Annotated in this window: 13 protein-coding genes; 1 reads left to right on the forward strand and 12 read right to left on the reverse strand. The window is 58.5% G+C overall.

Annotated elements, in window-relative coordinates; genetic code table 11:
- Nucleotides 1-24 precede the first annotated feature (24 nt).
- The 3 genes from ACOI8A_RS25780 to ACOI8A_RS25790 all read right to left on the reverse strand — a co-directional run bounded on the left by ACOI8A_RS25780 (nucleotide 25) and on the right by ACOI8A_RS25790 (nucleotide 2,482).
- Entirely contained in the window at nucleotides 25-606 is a 582-nt protein-coding gene (locus ACOI8A_RS25780) for a TetR/AcrR family transcriptional regulator (RefSeq protein ID WP_420650262.1), read from the reverse strand.
- 75 nt (nucleotides 607-681) lie between these two features.
- A complete protein-coding gene (locus tag ACOI8A_RS25785) occupies nucleotides 682-1,941 on the reverse strand; it encodes a cation:dicarboxylate symporter family transporter (protein WP_420650261.1) in 1,260 nt (419 codons plus the stop codon).
- Nucleotides 1,942-2,056: 115 nt separating this feature from the next.
- Nucleotides 2,057-2,482 (reverse strand): VOC family protein, encoded by a 426-nt coding sequence (locus tag ACOI8A_RS25790; RefSeq protein ID WP_420650260.1) that lies wholly within the window; start codon nucleotides 2,480-2,482, stop codon nucleotides 2,057-2,059.
- Nucleotides 2,483-2,592: 110 nt separating this feature from the next.
- On the opposite strand from ACOI8A_RS25790, the gene ACOI8A_RS25795 reads away from it, so the two are divergent.
- Nucleotides 2,593-3,480, forward strand: a complete 888-nt coding sequence (locus tag ACOI8A_RS25795; RefSeq protein ID WP_420650259.1) for a LysR substrate-binding domain-containing protein — start codon at nucleotides 2,593-2,595, stop codon at nucleotides 3,478-3,480.
- A gap of 14 nt (nucleotides 3,481-3,494) precedes the next feature.
- On the opposite strand, the gene ACOI8A_RS25800 is transcribed toward ACOI8A_RS25795, so the two are convergent.
- The 9 genes from ACOI8A_RS25800 to ACOI8A_RS25840 all read right to left on the reverse strand — a co-directional run bounded on the left by ACOI8A_RS25800 (nucleotide 3,495) and on the right by ACOI8A_RS25840 (nucleotide 16,838).
- A complete protein-coding gene (locus ACOI8A_RS25800) occupies nucleotides 3,495-3,860 on the reverse strand; it encodes a response regulator transcription factor (protein ID WP_420651473.1) in 366 nt (121 codons plus the stop codon).
- A gap of 24 nt (nucleotides 3,861-3,884) precedes the next feature.
- A complete protein-coding gene (locus ACOI8A_RS25805; protein WP_420650258.1) occupies nucleotides 3,885-5,327 on the reverse strand; it encodes an ATPase domain-containing protein in 1,443 nt (480 codons plus the stop codon).
- Between the two features lie 123 nt (nucleotides 5,328-5,450).
- Complete coding sequence (locus ACOI8A_RS25810; RefSeq protein ID WP_420650257.1) at nucleotides 5,451-6,956, reverse strand: PAS domain-containing sensor histidine kinase; 1,506 nt, start codon at nucleotides 6,954-6,956, stop codon at nucleotides 5,451-5,453.
- On the reverse strand, nucleotides 6,946-7,767 hold the full coding sequence (locus ACOI8A_RS25815; protein WP_420650256.1) for an alpha/beta fold hydrolase: 822 nt from the start codon (nucleotides 7,765-7,767) through the stop codon (nucleotides 6,946-6,948). The genes ACOI8A_RS25810 and ACOI8A_RS25815 overlap by 11 nt, the downstream gene beginning before the upstream one ends.
- 83 nt (nucleotides 7,768-7,850) lie before the next feature.
- The gene (locus ACOI8A_RS25820; RefSeq protein WP_420650255.1) at nucleotides 7,851-8,636 is read right to left on the reverse strand and encodes an EAL domain-containing protein; all 786 of its coding nucleotides are present in this window, start codon (nucleotides 8,634-8,636) and stop codon (nucleotides 7,851-7,853) included.
- A 198-nt stretch (nucleotides 8,637-8,834) separates the two neighbouring features.
- The gene (locus ACOI8A_RS25825; protein WP_420650254.1) at nucleotides 8,835-10,040 is read right to left on the reverse strand and encodes an EAL domain-containing response regulator; all 1,206 of its coding nucleotides are present in this window, start codon (nucleotides 10,038-10,040) and stop codon (nucleotides 8,835-8,837) included.
- A gap of 115 nt (nucleotides 10,041-10,155) precedes the next feature.
- Complete coding sequence (locus ACOI8A_RS25830) at nucleotides 10,156-12,366, reverse strand: autotransporter outer membrane beta-barrel domain-containing protein (protein WP_420650253.1); 2,211 nt, start codon at nucleotides 12,364-12,366, stop codon at nucleotides 10,156-10,158.
- A 206-nt stretch (nucleotides 12,367-12,572) separates the two neighbouring features.
- Nucleotides 12,573-16,211 carry a transporter substrate-binding domain-containing protein gene (locus ACOI8A_RS25835; protein ID WP_420650252.1) on the reverse strand — a complete coding sequence of 1,213 codons (3,639 nt, stop codon included), beginning with the start codon at nucleotides 16,209-16,211 and terminating at the stop codon, nucleotides 12,573-12,575.
- A complete protein-coding gene (locus ACOI8A_RS25840) occupies nucleotides 16,212-16,838 on the reverse strand; it encodes a response regulator (RefSeq protein WP_420650251.1) in 627 nt (208 codons plus the stop codon).
- Between the last annotated feature and the right edge of the window lie 27 nt (nucleotides 16,839-16,865).

Raw genomic sequence — 16,865 nt, forward strand, 5'->3', positions numbered from 1 at the left:
GTAGTCCGGTTAAAAAAAACGCCTCTATACCAGCAGGCGTTTGCTCGTGATCAGTGCGGTTTCAAAGGGGTCGGTGGTCTTCTTGACCTTGACCAGCAACGAAGCACCCAGCCAGAGCTGATAGAGCGATTCGGCTAACGTCGCCGCATCCTGGGTCGTTGTCACAGAGCCGTCCGCCATGCCCTGTTCAACACAACGTTCGATACGCTGAATAATCAGGGCGGTGCCTTCCTCCAGCACCGTGCGCATGTCTTCGGACAAGTCGCAGACTTCAGCACCGAGTTTCACCACCAGGCATTTCTCCTCGGGGTGATCGAACGCCTGGGTCTTGGCCCAATAGTTCAAGTAGCCCAACAACCGCTCGGCGCCGGTGCCCTCCGCCGCCATGACGATGTCGACACGGCCGATGTACTCCTGAAAGTATTCTTCGAGCAGCGCCTGACCGAATTCCTCTTTCGAACGGAAGTAGTGATAGAACGACCCCTTAGGCACGCCGGCGGTTGTCAGCACTTCCGACAAGCCGACGGCGGTGTAGCCTTTGTTGGTCATCAGCGACTTGGCCACATCGATGATGTGCTGTCGCATGTCTTGGATAGGTTTCTTCATGGGGAAGCAGCCTATACAAAACTAGACCGGTCGTCTAGCAACTCGTATCGCCACCTGACGAAGTGACCTGGAACATTAGACTTTTTGCACTGCCGATCTCGTTGAAGAAGGCTCTAACACGGCCCTCTCCCACTTCGCAATGACCAACGGTGCAACCGCATTACCCAGCACGTTCAGCGTCGTGGTGCCGCTGTCGATGATCCGGAAAATACCCGCGATCAGTGCTACGCCTTCTAATGGCAAACCGGCGGATGCCAGCGTCGCCGACAGAATAATGATGGCGAACCCCGGCACTCCGGCCGCCCCCTTGGAGGTCAGCACCATCGTCACCACCAGCAAGATCTGCTGCGAAAGTGACAAGTCGATGCCATACAGTTGCGCGACAAAAATAGTCGCCACGCCGAGGAAGATCGACGCGCCATCGAGGTTGAACGCATAGCCCACCGGCACCACAAAACTGACGATCCGCCGTGGCACACCATAACTTTCCAGTTTGCTCATCAACTGCGGCATGACCGCTGCGGAAGCGGCGCTTGAGAACGCCAGAATCAGTTCGTTGCGAAAGTATTTGATCAACTTGAAGATGTTCTCGCCGATCAGATAACAGATCCCGCCCAGCACCACCACGGCGAAGACAATCAGTGCCAGATAAACCACACCGATCAGTTTGAGCAGCGGCAATAGCGAGGCAAAACCAAAGGTCGCGACCGTCGCGCCGATCATGCCGAACACACCAATGGGCGCGTACGCCATGACGATCGACACCACTTTGAACATCGCATCGGAAATGCCCTGTACCACCGCTACCACGGGTGCGCTTTTTTCTCGTGGGAGCGCATTCAATGCCATGCCAAACAACACCGCGAAGAACAGTACCGATAGCAACTTCGCTTCCGACATCGCCACAAACACGTTATCAGGGACGATGTTCTGCACGATCACCAGGGCGCCCTTCGACGGCTCCATGGTTATCGCCGCAGCGCTATGGGTAATACCGGAAATATCAGTCCCGCTGCCAGGCTCGAAGATGTTCGCAAAAACCAGGCCCAGCACAATCGCCAGCCCGGTGATCGCGAAGAAATAGCCCAGTGACTTGACCCCCATTCGCCCAAAGGATTTGTTATCACCGCCACCCGCGATGCCGAGAATCATGCAACAGAACACGATCGGCACCACCACCATCTTCATCATCTTGATGAAGATGTCGCCGAGCGGTTTGAGAATTTCCGCGCTGACCCACGATTGATACTGCGGATGCGTATTGAAATACCAACCGACGAACACGCCGAGCAACAGCCCGGCAACGATTTGCCACACCAAGGGAATACGTTTCATGTCTAGCCTTCTTGTTGGAATGAAAGGTCTGCGTTAATGGCAGTTGCTAGAGTCATGAGCTTCCAGCTCACTTGAAATCAAATGGCACAACAGGGTTGTGCCATGGGTACTGCGGTTACTTGGCGAACAGTTGGCTCATATCCTTGAAGGCCTTGAATTCAAGCGCGTTGCCGCACGGGTCGAACAAGAACATGGTGGCTTGTTCGCCGACCTGGCCTTTGAAACGGATGTAGGGCTCGATGACAAACTCGGTGCCGAAAGACTTCAGGCGTTCCGCCAGTGCTTCCCATTCGGCCCAACCCAGAATGATCCCGAAGTGCGGAACGGGGACGTCATGCCCATCGACCGGATTGCTATGGACGCTTTCCTGCGAGGCGGTTTTCGGGTGTTCGTGAATCACCAGTTGATGGCCGTAAAAGTCGAAGTCGACCCACTGATTGCTGGAACGACCTTCTTGCAGACCAAACACGTCACCGTAAAAGGTGCGCGCAGCTGCGAGATCGTAGACCGGGATTGCGAGGTGGAAAGGCGAGAGGCTCATCAGAACTCCAGGGCGATATTGTTGTTGGTGGATGACAGGCCCATCCTAGGCCGGCAATTCCAGCAAAAAAATCAATATATATTTCTCAGAAACACAATTAATATTTGTGAATGATCAAAGAACTGAAGACACTCATCGCGGTTGCACGCGAAGGCACTTTCGCCGCTGCGGGTAATAAAATCGGCCTGACGCAGGCCGCCGTCAGCGCGCAGATCCAGCGCCTGGAGGCCGAGCTCGGCTTTGAGATATTTGATCGCAAGGGCCGCACTGCCCATCTCAATCGAATGGGTCATCAGATACTTCTGCAAGCTCAGGAGCTGTTGCGCCTTTACGACAATCTGGGGTCGAGCACGGTCGGATTGCCGGCGAGCGTGCTGGTCAATGTCGGGGCCATCGCGTCTGTGCAGCGCTCGTTTCTGCCGGATGCACTCGCCAGATTTCACCAGCAAAGTCCGCAGTGCCGGACGCGGGTCGTCCCCGGTCTGTCGATGGAGTTAGTCAATCTGGTGGATGCCGGGGAGATCGACATGGCGGCGATCATCCGTCCGCCCTTTTCGCTGCACAGCGATTTGCGCTGGACCACGCTGGCGCTTGAGCCCTATCGCTTGCTCGTGCCCCAAGACCTGTCGGGCGAAGACTGGGTCGAATTGCTTTCGAGTCAGCCGTTCGTTCGCTACGACCGGTCGTCATTTGGTGGCAGGCAGGTGGACCGCTTCCTGCGGCAGATGCATTTCAGCTTGCGCGAGGTTTGCGAACTGGATGAGCTGGAAGCGATCGTCAAACTGGTGGAGAACGGCGTCGGCGTGGCGCTGGTACCGCAGACCGCAACGCTCGAACAACTACCGGCGGGAGTGCGCGCGCTGGATCTGGGGCAGCACACATTTCATCGTGATATCGGGCTGATCCACCGGTCCCGGCAAAGCCTGACAGAACCGGTACGCTTGCTGGCCGCGCTGATCATCGAGCATGCGTTGGGCAAGTCTGGACAACCAGAATAGTCAGTAAGGCTGGATCAGCTGCCAGCCCGCAGAAGGTTTTTGACCTCGGCAATCACCACGTCAATGTTGAACGGCTTGTCCAGCACCGCATCGAACAGGTCCGAGCGCTGCATGCCGATATGCGCTTGCGCGCCGCTGACCAGAATGATCGGCAGATGATTGACGGAGGGCTGTGCGCGGACGGCTTTGGCAAACTCGAGGCCGTCCATCACCGGCATCATGAAGTCAGTAATGATCAGTGCGGGGCGTTCGCGGTCCAGCACTTCGAGCCCTTTCTGGCCATTACTGGCCTTCACGACCATGTACCCCTCGTCTTCCAGTGCATAGCCGAGAATATCAGCGATCAAATACTCGTCGTCGACGACCAGGATAGTGGTCATGTCAATTTAACCCGAATCAAAGACTTAGGATGTTGAACCAGGCAGCGCTGAATGAGTGGGAACTGGCGGTTCATTACTTGAAGCCTTTTTCAGATCAACGTCTTGGTCACGGATAACCACCTCGAAGAGTGAGGGGTCATAAGAGCTATCTCTAACTTTAAGAATGGAAACGGTCCTGCTTAGTTCAGAGCGATTCTCGAAGAAGCGCATGAGCATCAGGTTGTCGACAATGCTCGACAGGTCAGAGTTCGGTGCGCTGATCTCGGAGCCGAACATTCCGCGCATTTCCCATGAAGCAAAGACTGTCACTCCGCGCGAGCGCAACTCGTTCATCAGCGCGCTGTAAAAGTCAGTGATGCGTGCCGGATTGGTCGAAACCCGGGTCATGCCGCTCAAGCTGTCGATGAACAGACGCTTGATGCCCTTCTCCTCGACAATGCTCAGCAGGCGCGCGCCCAACCCATCCAGCAGGCCTTCGGTGGTCGGCTGCCAGACAATGCTCAAGGCACCGCTGCGCTCCATGCTCTTGATATCGATCCCCAGCGACTCGCCCTTCAGGCGCAAGCGCTGCGGGCTCTCATAGAAACCGAAGTGCAGGCCCGGTTCCTCGACCGTCGACTCGGACAGGAATTTGAGCCCCAGTGTTGTCTTGCCGATCCCGGAGGGCCCCATGACCAGCGTTACGCTGGAACTGTACAGGCCGCCGCCCAAAATCTGGTCCAGTGCAGGAATGCCGCTGCCAATCCGGGTCATGTCGGCGCTGTCGGCCGATGACGGATGGCTGTAGAGGCTCTCCAGACGCGGATAGACCACCAGCCCCTGATCGGTGATTTCGCACTCGTGCAACCCGGTCAGGGCACCGCTGCCGCGGGTCTTGCGCATCTGAATGCGGCGTACCGAGCGTGTGCCGAACAGCTCTTCACCCATTTCGATGACGCCATCGACCATGGTGTGTTCAGGGCTGCCGTCGTCCAGTCGCGAACTGGTGAGAAACAGTACCGTGCAACCGGCAAACGCGGCATGCCCTTGCAGTTCGGAGATGAATTTTTTGGTGTCGATCGGTGAGTCGGCCTTCGATCGCGCATTGAGCAAGCCGTCGACCACCATCACTGTGGCTTTCTGACGGCTGATCTCGCGGCGCAGCAACTTGACGACCTCATCAAGCCCTTCGTTTTCCAGCGTATCGAACGCGCTGACGAACTGGATTTCAGCGCCAACCCTGGCCGCATCGAAGAAGCTCAATGTCGACAGGAACTGAAACAGCCGGTCGTGGGATTCGGCCAGCAGCGTGGCGACCAGCACCCGGCCGCCATTGCTTGCATGGTGAAATCCAAGTTGATTGGCGAGGATGGTTTTGCCAGACCCCGGACGCCCCTGAATGATATAGGAGGCACCTGCGACAAACCCTCCCTTGAGCAGAGCATCCAGACCTTCGATTCCGCTCTGAAGGCGATTTAGCTTTTCCACAATGCGACCCTGATCTGAAAAACACGCTGTTTAACCAATGGAATGGATGCTAACGCCATTTCCACGCCGGGGCTATCGCCACTTCCACAGGAAGGCAGAAAAAATAAACTGCCGATGACCAAGTCAGATCAGCGGAAAAACGCCTTTGAAGGTCGTCCCTTCTTCTGCCGTCGATGTCACTGCAACCGTCCCGCCGTGAGCCTTGACGATTTCGCTGACGATGAACAATCCCAGGCCCACGCTGCGCGTGTCCTGCGGGAGATTGACGCCGCGGGTCATCGGACTGAAGACATTGGCGATGAACTGCTCGGGAATCGGCGTCCCCCAGTTGTGTACCGCCAGTTCAAAACGGTCGTGGGTCACGACGGTGGAGACGGTTATCGGGCGGTCAACTGCACCGTACGCGACCGCATTGGAAATCAGATTGCCGGCCAGTTGGGACAGTCGGTCGGCATCGGCAATGCACGCGCCCTCGCCATGCCTGATGTGGACGAGTTCGCGTGCCGGATAAACGATGCGCAGTTGCTCGACCGTCCCGGCGATCAACCGGTGCAGGTCGACAGGCCCGGTTGTCACGCCGATACCGCGGCCGATCCGCGCCTGAGTGAAGTCCAGCAGATCATTGATCAACCTGCGCGCACGCTGCGCGGCGTCTTGCGCATGAGATACGAATTTCTGCTGCTTTGGCGTAAGCCCCTGGCGCTCGAGCATTTCCGCCGCCATCGAGATCACCGACAGCGGATTGCGCAGGTCATGGCTGACAATCCCGACCATCTGTTCGGCGAACAACGCGCGGTCTTCGGCAGCTCGAGTGACATCGGTGATGTCGTGGAGAATGCCGACAAACTGCACGAGCCGGTCATCCGGATCAAACGCTGCGCGCCCGGTCGAAAGTACGGTGCGCTGCATGCCGTCAATGCCATTCAAGCGGTAGATGCATCGATACTCCTGGGCGACAGATCCGAGTGCCGCAGCAAACAGATCGACTTCCTTGTGCAGATCCTTGGGCTCGATGCAGCTTGAGTATTCGGCAGCGCTGACCGTCTGACTCGACGCATAACCCAACAATTGCGCAACACTGTCGTCATAGCGGCGCTCACGGGTCACCGGATCCACATCCCAGACGTGCATCTGCGCCGATTCCAGCGCAACGCGCAGCCTTGCATCAGCGACCGAGAGGTCGCGTTGCAGCGCCAGGTGCGCGGCCAGCGAGTCCTCGGCCTGGCGCTTGGAGATCAACACTTCCTGCTCGAACCGATGACGTTCGATCACCACGAACGCCGAGACTTCGTCGAAGGTGCCAGTCGGATGTTCGCGCCTGACGACGTTGAGGATCATCGGCAGGGTCTTGCCGTCCTGCGCCTTGAACTCAAGCTTGACTTCGGAAATCGAACCCTGCATCTGCAGGAGCGGCATCCAGTGAGTCTGGTGGAAAATCCGCCCACCGATATTCAGCAGCTCCTGCAACTTGCGCCGCCCCACCAGTTGCTCGCGGGCATATCCGAGCCAGCCGCAAAACGTGGCATTGGCTCTGAGGATCAGGCCGGTCTTGTCAGTGAGAATCAGTGCGCAGGTCGCATGCTCGAAAAGTGCTTCGGCGTCCGGCAGCTCGACAGACTCAATCGGCATTGACGATGCGATCCTGAACGCTTGCGAGGAAGCTTCGGATCGCATCGATGCAAAGGTCTGGCGCACTCAGGTGCGGGCAGTGGCCAACGTTGTCGATCACTTCCAGTCGACTGTGCGGAATCACCCGATGCAGGTATTCGCCGACCTCGACGGGCGCGATGATGTCTTCGTTGGACTGAAGGATCAGCGCTGGCGCATCCAGCTTCGCCACGTCGCTGCGATTGTCCGAAAGGAACGTCACGCGGGCGAAGCGCCGGGCGATTTCCGGGTCGGTCTGACAGAAACTGTTGGTCAACTCAACGCCCAGCTGTGGCTGCTCAGGTGCGCCCATGATCGCCGGCGCCATCGCACTCGACCAACCGAGATAATTACTTTCCAGGGTTTCCAGCAGCGATTCGATGTCTTCGCGGCTGAATCCACCAAAGTAATCGCCATCATTTATATACGACGGCGACGGCCCCACCATCACGTGGGCGCCGATCAAACCCGGGCGCATATTCGCGGCAAGCACTCCGGCCATCGCACTCACCGAGTGTCCGACAAAAATTACCGGACCGTCCGCGCATTCCTCGATGATCTCGATGATGTCTTGCGCATAGCCTTTGAGGGACGAATAGCGCGCGACGTCATAGGCTGCAAGATCCGATTTGCCACAGCCGACAATGTCGAACAGCACGGTTTGATAGCCTTCGCTGAAGGCAGGCTCTACCAGCCGCCACATATTCTGGTCGCAGCCAAAACCGTGGGCGAATACCAACGTCGCCGGCCCCGAACCTCGAACACGGACGTTGTTGCGAACCTGGACGGACAAATGAAGCTCCTGCATGGAAGGAAGTTGCTGGCACACAGGCGCGCTGCGCGAATAAAACTCGGACATGCCTGGCGATGATTAATTCATTCCGAGAGCGATGGCCAGGCATCGTCCGGAATCTCGGCCAGAGACTTGAACGCAGGTTTGGCGAACCAGAAGCCCTGCATCAGATAAATCCCGCAGTCGGCAAGAAAGTCGCGCTCTTCGGACAGCTCGATGCCTTCGGCGATCACCTCGACGCCCAACTCCATGCACATATTCACCACACTGCGCACGATCACCTGGCGTACACGATCAAGGTGGACATCGCGGATCAGCGCCATGTCGAGTTTGATCAGGTCCGGCTGAAAATCCGCCAGCAGATTCAAGCCTGAATAGCCTGCGCCGAAGTCGTCAATGGCGGTCTTGAAGCCAAACTCACGGTACTCGCGCAGAATGTTCGTCAAGTGTTTGTTGTTTTCTACGTGTTCACTTTCAACCGCCTCGAAGATCAACTGATCCAGTGGGAAGTTGTGCGTGCGCGCGGCTTCAAGGGTGCTGCGAATACACAGCTCCGGGCGGTAAACCGCGTTGGGCAGAAAGTTGATCGACAAGTGCTGCGTCATGCCAAGCTGCGCCGCGGTGGATATCGCGCGCACCCGACACAGCTGGTCGAACCGGTAGCGATTCTGGTCGTCGATCTGACTAAGCACCGTCAAGGCACCCTCGCCATTCGGCCCTCTGACCAGCGCCTCATGGGCGAAAACCGTTCGATCACGCAGATCGACGATAGGTTGATAGGCAAAGGAAAAATCCAGATCGGATCCGCCGCTACGCTTGCATCCCTGACAGCCACTGGGTGGCGGGAATAGTTCTGAAAAATCTGTCATGACGCCCTCGCCCAAATAATGTGCCACCTTCCATGGCGTGACTCTTGAGACTGCTTGCATGGATTATTGACCGTAGACCCCGGACAGCAAGCGGACGTTCTGTATTTTTCACATACAACCCGTCAGCCGCATGTCGCTGGAGCAATCAGCCGTGTGCAAGGTTATCGTTATCGGCCGGCGCGGCGCGATTGTGAGGGGTCAGGCGTTCTGAGCAGCGTTTGCTCGGGGCAACCATTTCAGCAGATCTTCAGCGGCCATGGGTCGGGCGTACCAGTAGCCCTGCCCTTGCGTGCAGCCGAGCGCGCGCAATTGCTGACACTGCGCTTCGGTTTCGATGCCTTCGATGACCACTGACATGCCGAGGGTTTCGCCCAACGCCAGGGTGCTGCCGATGACCGCCAGGCAGCGCGGTTCGTGTTCCAGCGTGCGGACGAATTCGGCGTCCAGTTTGATTTCGTTGAACGGCAGTTGACACAGGCGTTGCAGTGAAGAAAATCCGGCGCCGAAGTCGTCGATCGACAGCCTGCAGCCCATCATGCGCAGGCGCACCAGACTTTCCAGACTGATGGTCGGCGCCTCCAGCAGCCCGCTTTCGGTCACCTCGAACGTCACTGCGCTGCCGGCAGCGCCATGACGTGTCAGCAACTGGCGGATGTTGCTCGCCAGCTCAGGGTTGGCCAATTGCGCAGCATGCAGATTGAAGGCCATGTTCAACACAACGCCCTGATGCCTGGCTTGCCCCTGTACGTGCAGCGCTTGATCCATTTGCGCATACAACCACTGATCCATCAGGCCACAGCGCTCAAGCGTCGGCAGAAACGCCGCCGGAGAAATCACGCCCTTGCAGGGGTCCAGCCAACGCGCAAGGACTTCGACACCACACACATCGCCGGTTTGCAGGTTGAACTTGGGCTGGTAAAACGCTTTGAGTTGCTGCGTGGCGAGCGCCCGGCGTACGTCTGATTCACTGGCCGGGTCAGTTGCCACGGCTGCTGGCGATGCCGGGACCGGGCAGGCATTCAACTGTTTGTTCAACAGTTTGCCCAACGCCTCGGCGTGCAAAGGTTTACCCACGTCGCCAAGAAACTCCAGCCCCAGCAGCGAAACGATCTGCCGCACCGCCCGGCGTAAATCCGCGGACAGCGAGCTGCTGATGATGATCGAGCGCACTTGCCCGCTCGCTCCGATGCGCTGGATGAACTCCAGACCGTCCATGCCCTCCATCTGCAAATCGCACAGCGCGATATCGACCGGGCCTGAAGTCTCCAGCAGCGCCAACGCTTGCGCGCCATCGACCGCCTCCAGCACTTCACTGCAGCCCAGATGCTTGAGCATGCTCACCGCCACGGAGCGCTGGAACGTGTGATCCTCAAGAACCAGTACGCGAAGTGGAAGGCAGGGCATGGTAGTCAACTCCTCTGTTGTTCAGGACAGTGTCCGGCATTCAAGCGCCAATCTATTCAGGAAAATGCCGCGATGCTTGTACGAAATGTCCCAAGCATCCGCGACGTTTCCAGCTTTACCAGAGGTAGCGATAGCCCACGCTGACACCCCACGGTTGTTCGATGGAGTTGCCCTTGGCGTATTCGGCATCGATGGAAATCTTGCTCTTCTCGCTGACTTGCAGCACACCACCAAAACCCAACTCGACCCGATTGCCCGGCACTTCAGCATCCAGTTTGTTGCCGTTGACGCTGACTTTGCTGCTGCCAGCGTGTTCGGTCACGTAAGAGGCTTTGACGTAGGGCTGGGCCTTCATGCCGTTGCTCAGTTCCATGCTACGGCCGAACAGCGTACCGACGCGGCTTTGCAGGGAATCCATGTCGTCGGACTGGACCTTCAAGCCATTGCTCGCGGTGTAACTCGCGCCCTGGGTGCGGGTTGCGGTCAGTTCCACTTGCGGCTCGACGAACCAGCCGTTGCCCAGTTTGATCTGTTTGCCGACCTCGACAGTCGCGCCCACGCCGTTGGTTTTATACGATCCCTTGACCGACTCTCCAAGGTTGCTTGGCATCTTGATGTCGTTGTCGAAACGGCTGTACTTCAAAACGCTGTCGACGTAGATGCCGTTGTCGTGCAGATAGGTGGCGTAAACGCCGAACATCTTGCTGTCGATTTTGCCGGACGCACCTTCACCGAATTCCAGGTCCGACTGAGCGGTACCCACCATGCCACCGACGTAGACCTTGCCGCTGTTCAGCGCGAAAGCCTTGTCCGCACCGATCTCGACACCCGAAATGTCCTGGGTATAGGCACGACTGGATTGCTCGCTGATATCGAAGCGCTTGCTGATGGCACGCGTCCAGACGCCACCGTCATCCTTGCCCATGCGCAATTCGCCCATGCGTTTGACCAACGCGTTCATCTGCGCGCTCCAGAGACTGGCGCTGGCGGTGTGCGCGGCCACGGCGGCGTTGGCGCCCTTGGACAGGTTTTCCGGGGCCGGATTGACCGGGCGAACAGGGGTTACCGGGTCTACGGGTTGGCCTGGATCAACAGGGTTTACGGGATCGACCGGGTTTACTGGGTTTACTGGGTTTACCGGATCCACCGGGTTAACCGAGTCGACTGGATTCACCGGATCAACCGGCGTCACTGGAGTCGTTCCGCCACTCGCCAGTACCCAGTCATTGCCTTCCTGCTGCAATGTGTAGCGGAACGCGCCCGCGTCGACATGCCCGCCGTACAGACCGAACTTCGCGTTACCGCCGTTGGTGTCGACCAGCAGCAAACGCCCGTCAGACGTAGTCGGTTCATGGCCCGAGTCGCCCACGATCAAAGTGTGGTCGCCATTCGCCAGGCCGGCCCCCTCAACCACCAGCAAATCATCATGGGCGGTGGCGATGTCAGTGTTCATCGAGATGCTGCCGCTGCCGGACAATGCATTGACGGTAAACGTCTTGAACGTACCATCGGTGCTCGGCATGAACGCCAGACGGCCGCCGTTGAGGGTCAGCGAATCGACCGTCTTCACGCCGTTTTCCATCACATTGACCGTGCCGCCCGCCTCTGCCACCAGGCCGTTAGCCTGGGCGCCGCTGTACAGGTTGACCTGGCCGCCGTTGCTGACGGTACTGCTGTTGGCAGTGCCGGTGTCTCTTACGTTTTGCACGCCACCGTCGATCAAGGTACCGGTTGCCACCGCACCGCCCAGGATACCGCGCTCGATGTTCTGCACACCACCGGTGTGCACCACGGTCCTACCGGCCATGCCTAGGCTGTGCAGGGTCTGCACCCCGCCGTCATTGATAACCGTATCGACAGCTACGCCATCAAACGAAACAGCTTGCACGCCGCCAGCGTTAATCTCAGTGCCAATGGCGCGGCTATGGCCGAATTTATTGAGTGCTTCCACAGTCTGCATACCACCATTCAAAACGGTGCCGCTAGAGATACCCCCCATCCTCAAATCCTGTCTGCCGCCAGCGTTGACGATAGAGCGATTGGACGTACCGCCTTGCACCGTTTGAAGACCATTGACCGTGGCATCACTCGACACGCCATTCAGGAATACAACCTGAGTGCCGGTCACCTCGATCAGGCTATTGTTCGCCGTACCGTTAGTGCCGATGGTCTGCTGCCCTCCCGTCACGGTTTCGCCGTCAACGACCGCGCCGTTGTTGACCGTCGAAGTAAACGCCTGCGCCTGCATCGGCTGCAGCATGAAGATGGCCATCGCCAGTGGCGACAGAACCAGAATCGAAGATTTTTTCGGGTGAAGGGTCGTCATGTTCAGTACCTCAGTCTTACCGCCGATCCGGCGATGCAAATGCCCATGGCATAAGGCTGAGCAGCATCTGACGGGAGGCCAGTGGCTCAGTTGAGGTACCTAATTTAGAGATCAGAGCGGAGGAAAAGAGTAGGAAAATTCCCTACATTTGTAGGAATTTTCCCACGCCAATCAGCGGTCACGCGTTAACAGGAAAAACCACTCGATCAAGCCAAATGGATCTCCAATTGCCCGGCCAGCCGCTCCATGGCCTGCTGCAAGTTGTCGACCGCCTCGGTCAGCGCTGGGGCATCCATGCCCTCGCTGGCGACTTCCAACGCTTCGCAGGCCTCAATCAACGCCTGCGCCTTGATGATTCGCGCGCCACCTTTTACCCGGTGCGCCAGATCGGCCAGGCCGGGCAAGTCGTTGTGGCTGAACAAGCGGATCAGCTTGGCCATGTCGTCATCGTTGCTGGTCGCCAGATCGGCCAGCAGGCTTTTTATGGAGGCCTGATCGCCGCGAGTCAGTTGCTCGAGGCTGCTCAGGTCTATGTCGCCCGGGCCGGGCGCCGCAGGCATGTCGTCTGGTTCTGCGCGAGGCTGCGGTGTGACCGAAGCCAGCCGTGCGTTGAGACTTTCAAGGCTGATCGGTTTGAACAGGCAATCGTCCATGCCGGCTTCGGCGCAGCGCTGCTTTTCTTCGATCTGCGCGTTGGCCGTGAAACCCAGCACCAGACTGCGTGGCAAGCCACGTGCCGCCTCCTCGTCACGAATCGCCCTGACCAGTTCATAGCCGTTCATGATCGGCATGTTGCAGTCGGTAATCACCACGTCGAAGTGCTCATTGCGCCAGGCACGCAGGCCATGGGCACCGTCCTCGGCATCCGTGACCCGGTGGCCGAGATAACTCAGTTGCTGCGACAGCAGCAGACGGTTGGCCGGGTAGTCGTCGATCACCAGAATATTCAACGCGCGACTGACTTCCACCGGTTCTGCCTCGGCCACCGGCACATGGGCCAGAGGTTCAAGCAACGGCAAATTCAGCCGCACCTCAATCTGCGTGCCCTGCCCCGGCGTGCTGTGCAGCACCAAGGTGCCGCCCATCATTTCGCACAGTGTGCGGCTAATCACCAGGCCCAGCCCGGAGCCGCCACGCGATGTCTGTCCGTGATTGCCAGCCTGGGTGAACGGGCTGAACAGCCGCTGCTGATCCTCCAGCGAAATACCGCGGCCACTGTCCTCGACCCGCACACACAGCGCTAAACGCTCCGGCCCGCCATTCGTATCGACTTGCACGCTCAGGCGCACATGCCCGGTGTCGGTGAATTTGATTGCGTTGCTCACCAGATTCGACAGGATCTGCTTGAAGCGCAGCGGGTCGACCAGCACTTCAACATTGCTCAGCGCATCGAGATTGAGCTGCAAGCGCAGCTGCTTTTGCCGTGCGAGGCCGTCAAAAATACGCGCTACCGATTCGATCTGTTCACGCAGATTGGCGCGCTCCGGGGCCAGTGACAGACGCCCGGATTCGATCCGGGCAATGTCGAGAATGTCGCCGATCAGATCGAGCAAACCGCGCGCGGCACCGGAGGCGACTTCGATGGCGAAACGATCCAGTACGCCTTGATCGGCTTTTTTCATCGCCAATTCGAGCATGCCGATCACCGCGTTCATCGGCGTGCGGATTTCGTGGCTCATGGTCGCCAGGAACGTGGTCTTCGCCCGGTTGGCGTCGTCGGCGCCCTCCTTCGCTTCCTGCAATTGCTGCAACAGCTGCTGACGTTCGCTGACGTCGATCCATCCGGCAATCATGCCGCTCACCGCACCGTCACTGCCACGGTACGGCAGCATCCAGTGGTAGATCGTCAGTACTCGCCCCTGCGCCAACGTCAGCCGACGATCCTGAATACGCGGCAGGCCTTCATCCATGACCTGCAAATAATCCTCGTGATAGGCGCGCGCCTCATCAGCGTCATTGAGCACGCCTTCGGTCACGGTTTTGCCGATCACCGCGTCGCGCTCGACGCCGAACACTTTCAGATAACCGCTGTTGCAGGTCATCAAACGACCATTGCGGTCGCGCACGTAAATCGGGTGCGGCGTGCCGTCGATCATCACGCGCATGAACTCCATCTGATCATTGAGCGCGGCTTCAGCCTGCCGCCGTTTGCGGATCAGCAAGCGCAAATAGGCAATCCAGCCCAGCGCCACCAGCAACAACACGCCCGCCACCACGAAGCCCTGGATGATCGCGCTGCGGTTGCGCAGCCAATAGCTGTCATCGATGACGATCTCGCTGCGCCAGCGATTGGTCAGCTCGTCCATTTCTTCCGGGGGGATGCTCAGCAAAGCCTTGTCGAGAATCGAATACAGCTCCAGCGCGCCACGATTGGTGGCAAACGCAATGCGCGCCGGCAAGGTGCCGACGGTGCTGGTGACTTGCAGGCGATTGCGGTACTGGCGGGAGATCATGTAACGCGCGCTGATCAACGAATTGATCGCGCCGTCGGCGTCACCGCGCTCGACCATGGCCATGGCGTCGACGGCGTTATCCGCCGGCAGCAGTTGCACCCGAGGATAATGCTCGATCAGGTATTCGCGCAGCACGTTGCCGCGAATCAACGCCAGGCGTTTGCCGGCCATCTGGTCCAGGGTTTGCGGCCGATCAGCGCCAACCGGCGTGACCAGTACAAACGGATTGGTCAGGTACGGCCGGGTGAAGCGCAGCTCGTTTTCGCGCTCCACACTTGGAGTGAACGCGGCGAGCATGTCCGCTTCGCCATCGGTCACCCGGTCGATCAGGTCATGCACCGAGTCAGCGCGCTGCAAATCGAATTTCAGGCCGGTGCGCAGGCTGATCTTCGCCAGCACGTCGGCGCTGATGCCGCGAAAGTTACCGTCGTCGTCGATGAACGTCAGCGGCAGAAAGTTTTCGTTGATCGCGACTTTTATCCGCGGGTGCTGATTCAGCCAACGCTGCTCACTGACGCTGAAGTGCAATACCTTGCGCCCTGGCATTGTCGCGCCACCGGCATTCCAGCGGCGCAGAATCGTCATGCGTTCGTCGACCGGAATAGCCTTCAGCGCCACGTTGAGAATTCGCAGCAGACGCGCGTTGTCCCGAGCCACGGCGAACGCAAACGGCTGCACTTCCATGCGCGAGAAATCGCTGAGCTGGACGTTGTTCAGGTAATTCTTGCTGATCAGGTAATTGGAGCTGATCGAGTCGCCGAGATAGACGTCAGCCTGACCGAACGCCACGGCGCCGATTGCGCTCAGGGTCGATGGATAGAGCTGCACCGTGGCCTTGGGGTAAAACGCCTTGACCGTGTCCGGCGGCAGATAGTGATAAAGCATGGCAACACGCTTGCCGGCCAGGTCTGCCGGCAGGTTCTGGCTGTCACCGACGCGGGTTACCAGCGTCGGCTGATCGTCGGCATAGGCCTCGGACATCGCCAACTGCGGGTCGCTGGCTTCAAAACCGTTGGCGGTGCCAAGCAGGTCGATCTCGCCGTTCTTCAGCGCGGCGAGCACTTCGGCGCGCGACGCATAACGCCGCACCTCGACCTTGATGTGCAGCAGTTGCGAGACCAACTGCGCGTAATCCGCCGTCAGGCCTTCGTAATCGTCGCTGTTGCCGGTGATGCCGAACGGCGAGTAATCGGGCGCCGATGCACCGAGCAGCAAGCTGCGTTTGTGCCGCAGCCACTGCCAGTCTGCTTCATCAAGAGAGACTGAATACTCGTCCACCGTCGAACGGCCGAGCACTTGCAAGGCATCGGGTTCGGCAGCCGCTGCGCTGAACACGCCGAAGGTGCCGAACAGGCACACAATGGCCAGGCATTTTTTGACGGAAATATTCATCTAGACCAGGTGATTGCGTTTGGCGAAATCAGCGAGGTAGACCACCGATTTGACGTTGAGCTTTTCGATCAGGCGCGTCTTGTAGGTGCTGACAGTCTTGTTGCTGAGCAGCATCGCCTCGCCGATCTCCTTGTTGCTCAGACCATTGGCCAACTGTTGCAGGATAGTCAGCTCGCGGTCGGACAAGGTCTGAATCAGGTCCAGCTCCGTAGCCTCGACATCGCTGCGCCGTACCGAACTGCCAGCCAGATTGGGAAAGAAGGTGTAGCCATCCATGACCGCTTTGATGGCTTTGATCAGCTCGTTGATGTCGTTGGTCTTGGAGATGAATCCGGCCGCACCGGCCTTCATGCAACGCATCGAATAGAACTGCGCCGATTGCGAAGTCAGCACCAGAATCTTCGACGACAGGCCCAGCCCGCTGATCCGCGAAATCACTTCGAGGCCGTCCAGTTTGGGCATGCCGATGTCGAGCACGATCAGATCCGGGGCGTGCTCGCGGGCCATTTGCACCGCATCGGCGCCATTATCCGCTTCAGCCACCACGTCGAAGTTTTCTTGCTTGAGCAGCATCTTGACCGAAGAGCGAATGAACGGATGATCGTCCACAACCATCGCTTTAAACATAAAAACCTCTGTCGACATGTTTTCGCG

The organism is Pseudomonas sp. P4795 (assembly GCF_048822895.1).
Lineage (GTDB): Bacteria > Pseudomonadota > Gammaproteobacteria > Pseudomonadales > Pseudomonadaceae > Aquipseudomonas.

Bases quoted from the DNA above. Each gene is read 5' to 3' on its own strand.
- ACOI8A_RS25780 (WP_420650262.1), bottom strand. From the start codon at position 606: ATGAAGAAACCTATCCAAGACATGCGACAGCACATCATCGATGTGGCC.
- ACOI8A_RS25785 (WP_420650261.1), bottom strand. From the start codon at position 1,941: ATGAAACGTATTCCCTTGGTGTGGCAAATCGTTGCCGGGCTGTTGCTC.
- ACOI8A_RS25790 (WP_420650260.1), bottom strand. From the start codon at position 2,482: ATGAGCCTCTCGCCTTTCCACCTCGCAATCCCGGTCTACGATCTCGCA.
- ACOI8A_RS25795 (WP_420650259.1), top strand. From the start codon at position 2,593: ATGATCAAAGAACTGAAGACACTCATCGCGGTTGCACGCGAAGGCACT.
- ACOI8A_RS25800 (WP_420651473.1), bottom strand. From the start codon at position 3,860: ATGACCACTATCCTGGTCGTCGACGACGAGTATTTGATCGCTGATATT.
- ACOI8A_RS25810 (WP_420650257.1), bottom strand. From the start codon at position 6,956: ATGCCGATTGAGTCTGTCGAGCTGCCGGACGCCGAAGCACTTTTCGAG.
- ACOI8A_RS25820 (WP_420650255.1), bottom strand. From the start codon at position 8,636: ATGACAGATTTTTCAGAACTATTCCCGCCACCCAGTGGCTGTCAGGGA.
- ACOI8A_RS25825 (WP_420650254.1), bottom strand. From the start codon at position 10,040: ATGCCCTGCCTTCCACTTCGCGTACTGGTTCTTGAGGATCACACGTTC.
- ACOI8A_RS25830 (WP_420650253.1), bottom strand. From the start codon at position 12,366: ATGACGACCCTTCACCCGAAAAAATCTTCGATTCTGGTTCTGTCGCCA.
- ACOI8A_RS25835 (WP_420650252.1), bottom strand. From the start codon at position 16,211: ATGAATATTTCCGTCAAAAAATGCCTGGCCATTGTGTGCCTGTTCGGC.
- ACOI8A_RS25840 (WP_420650251.1), bottom strand. From the start codon at position 16,838: ATGTTTAAAGCGATGGTTGTGGACGATCATCCGTTCATTCGCTCTTCG.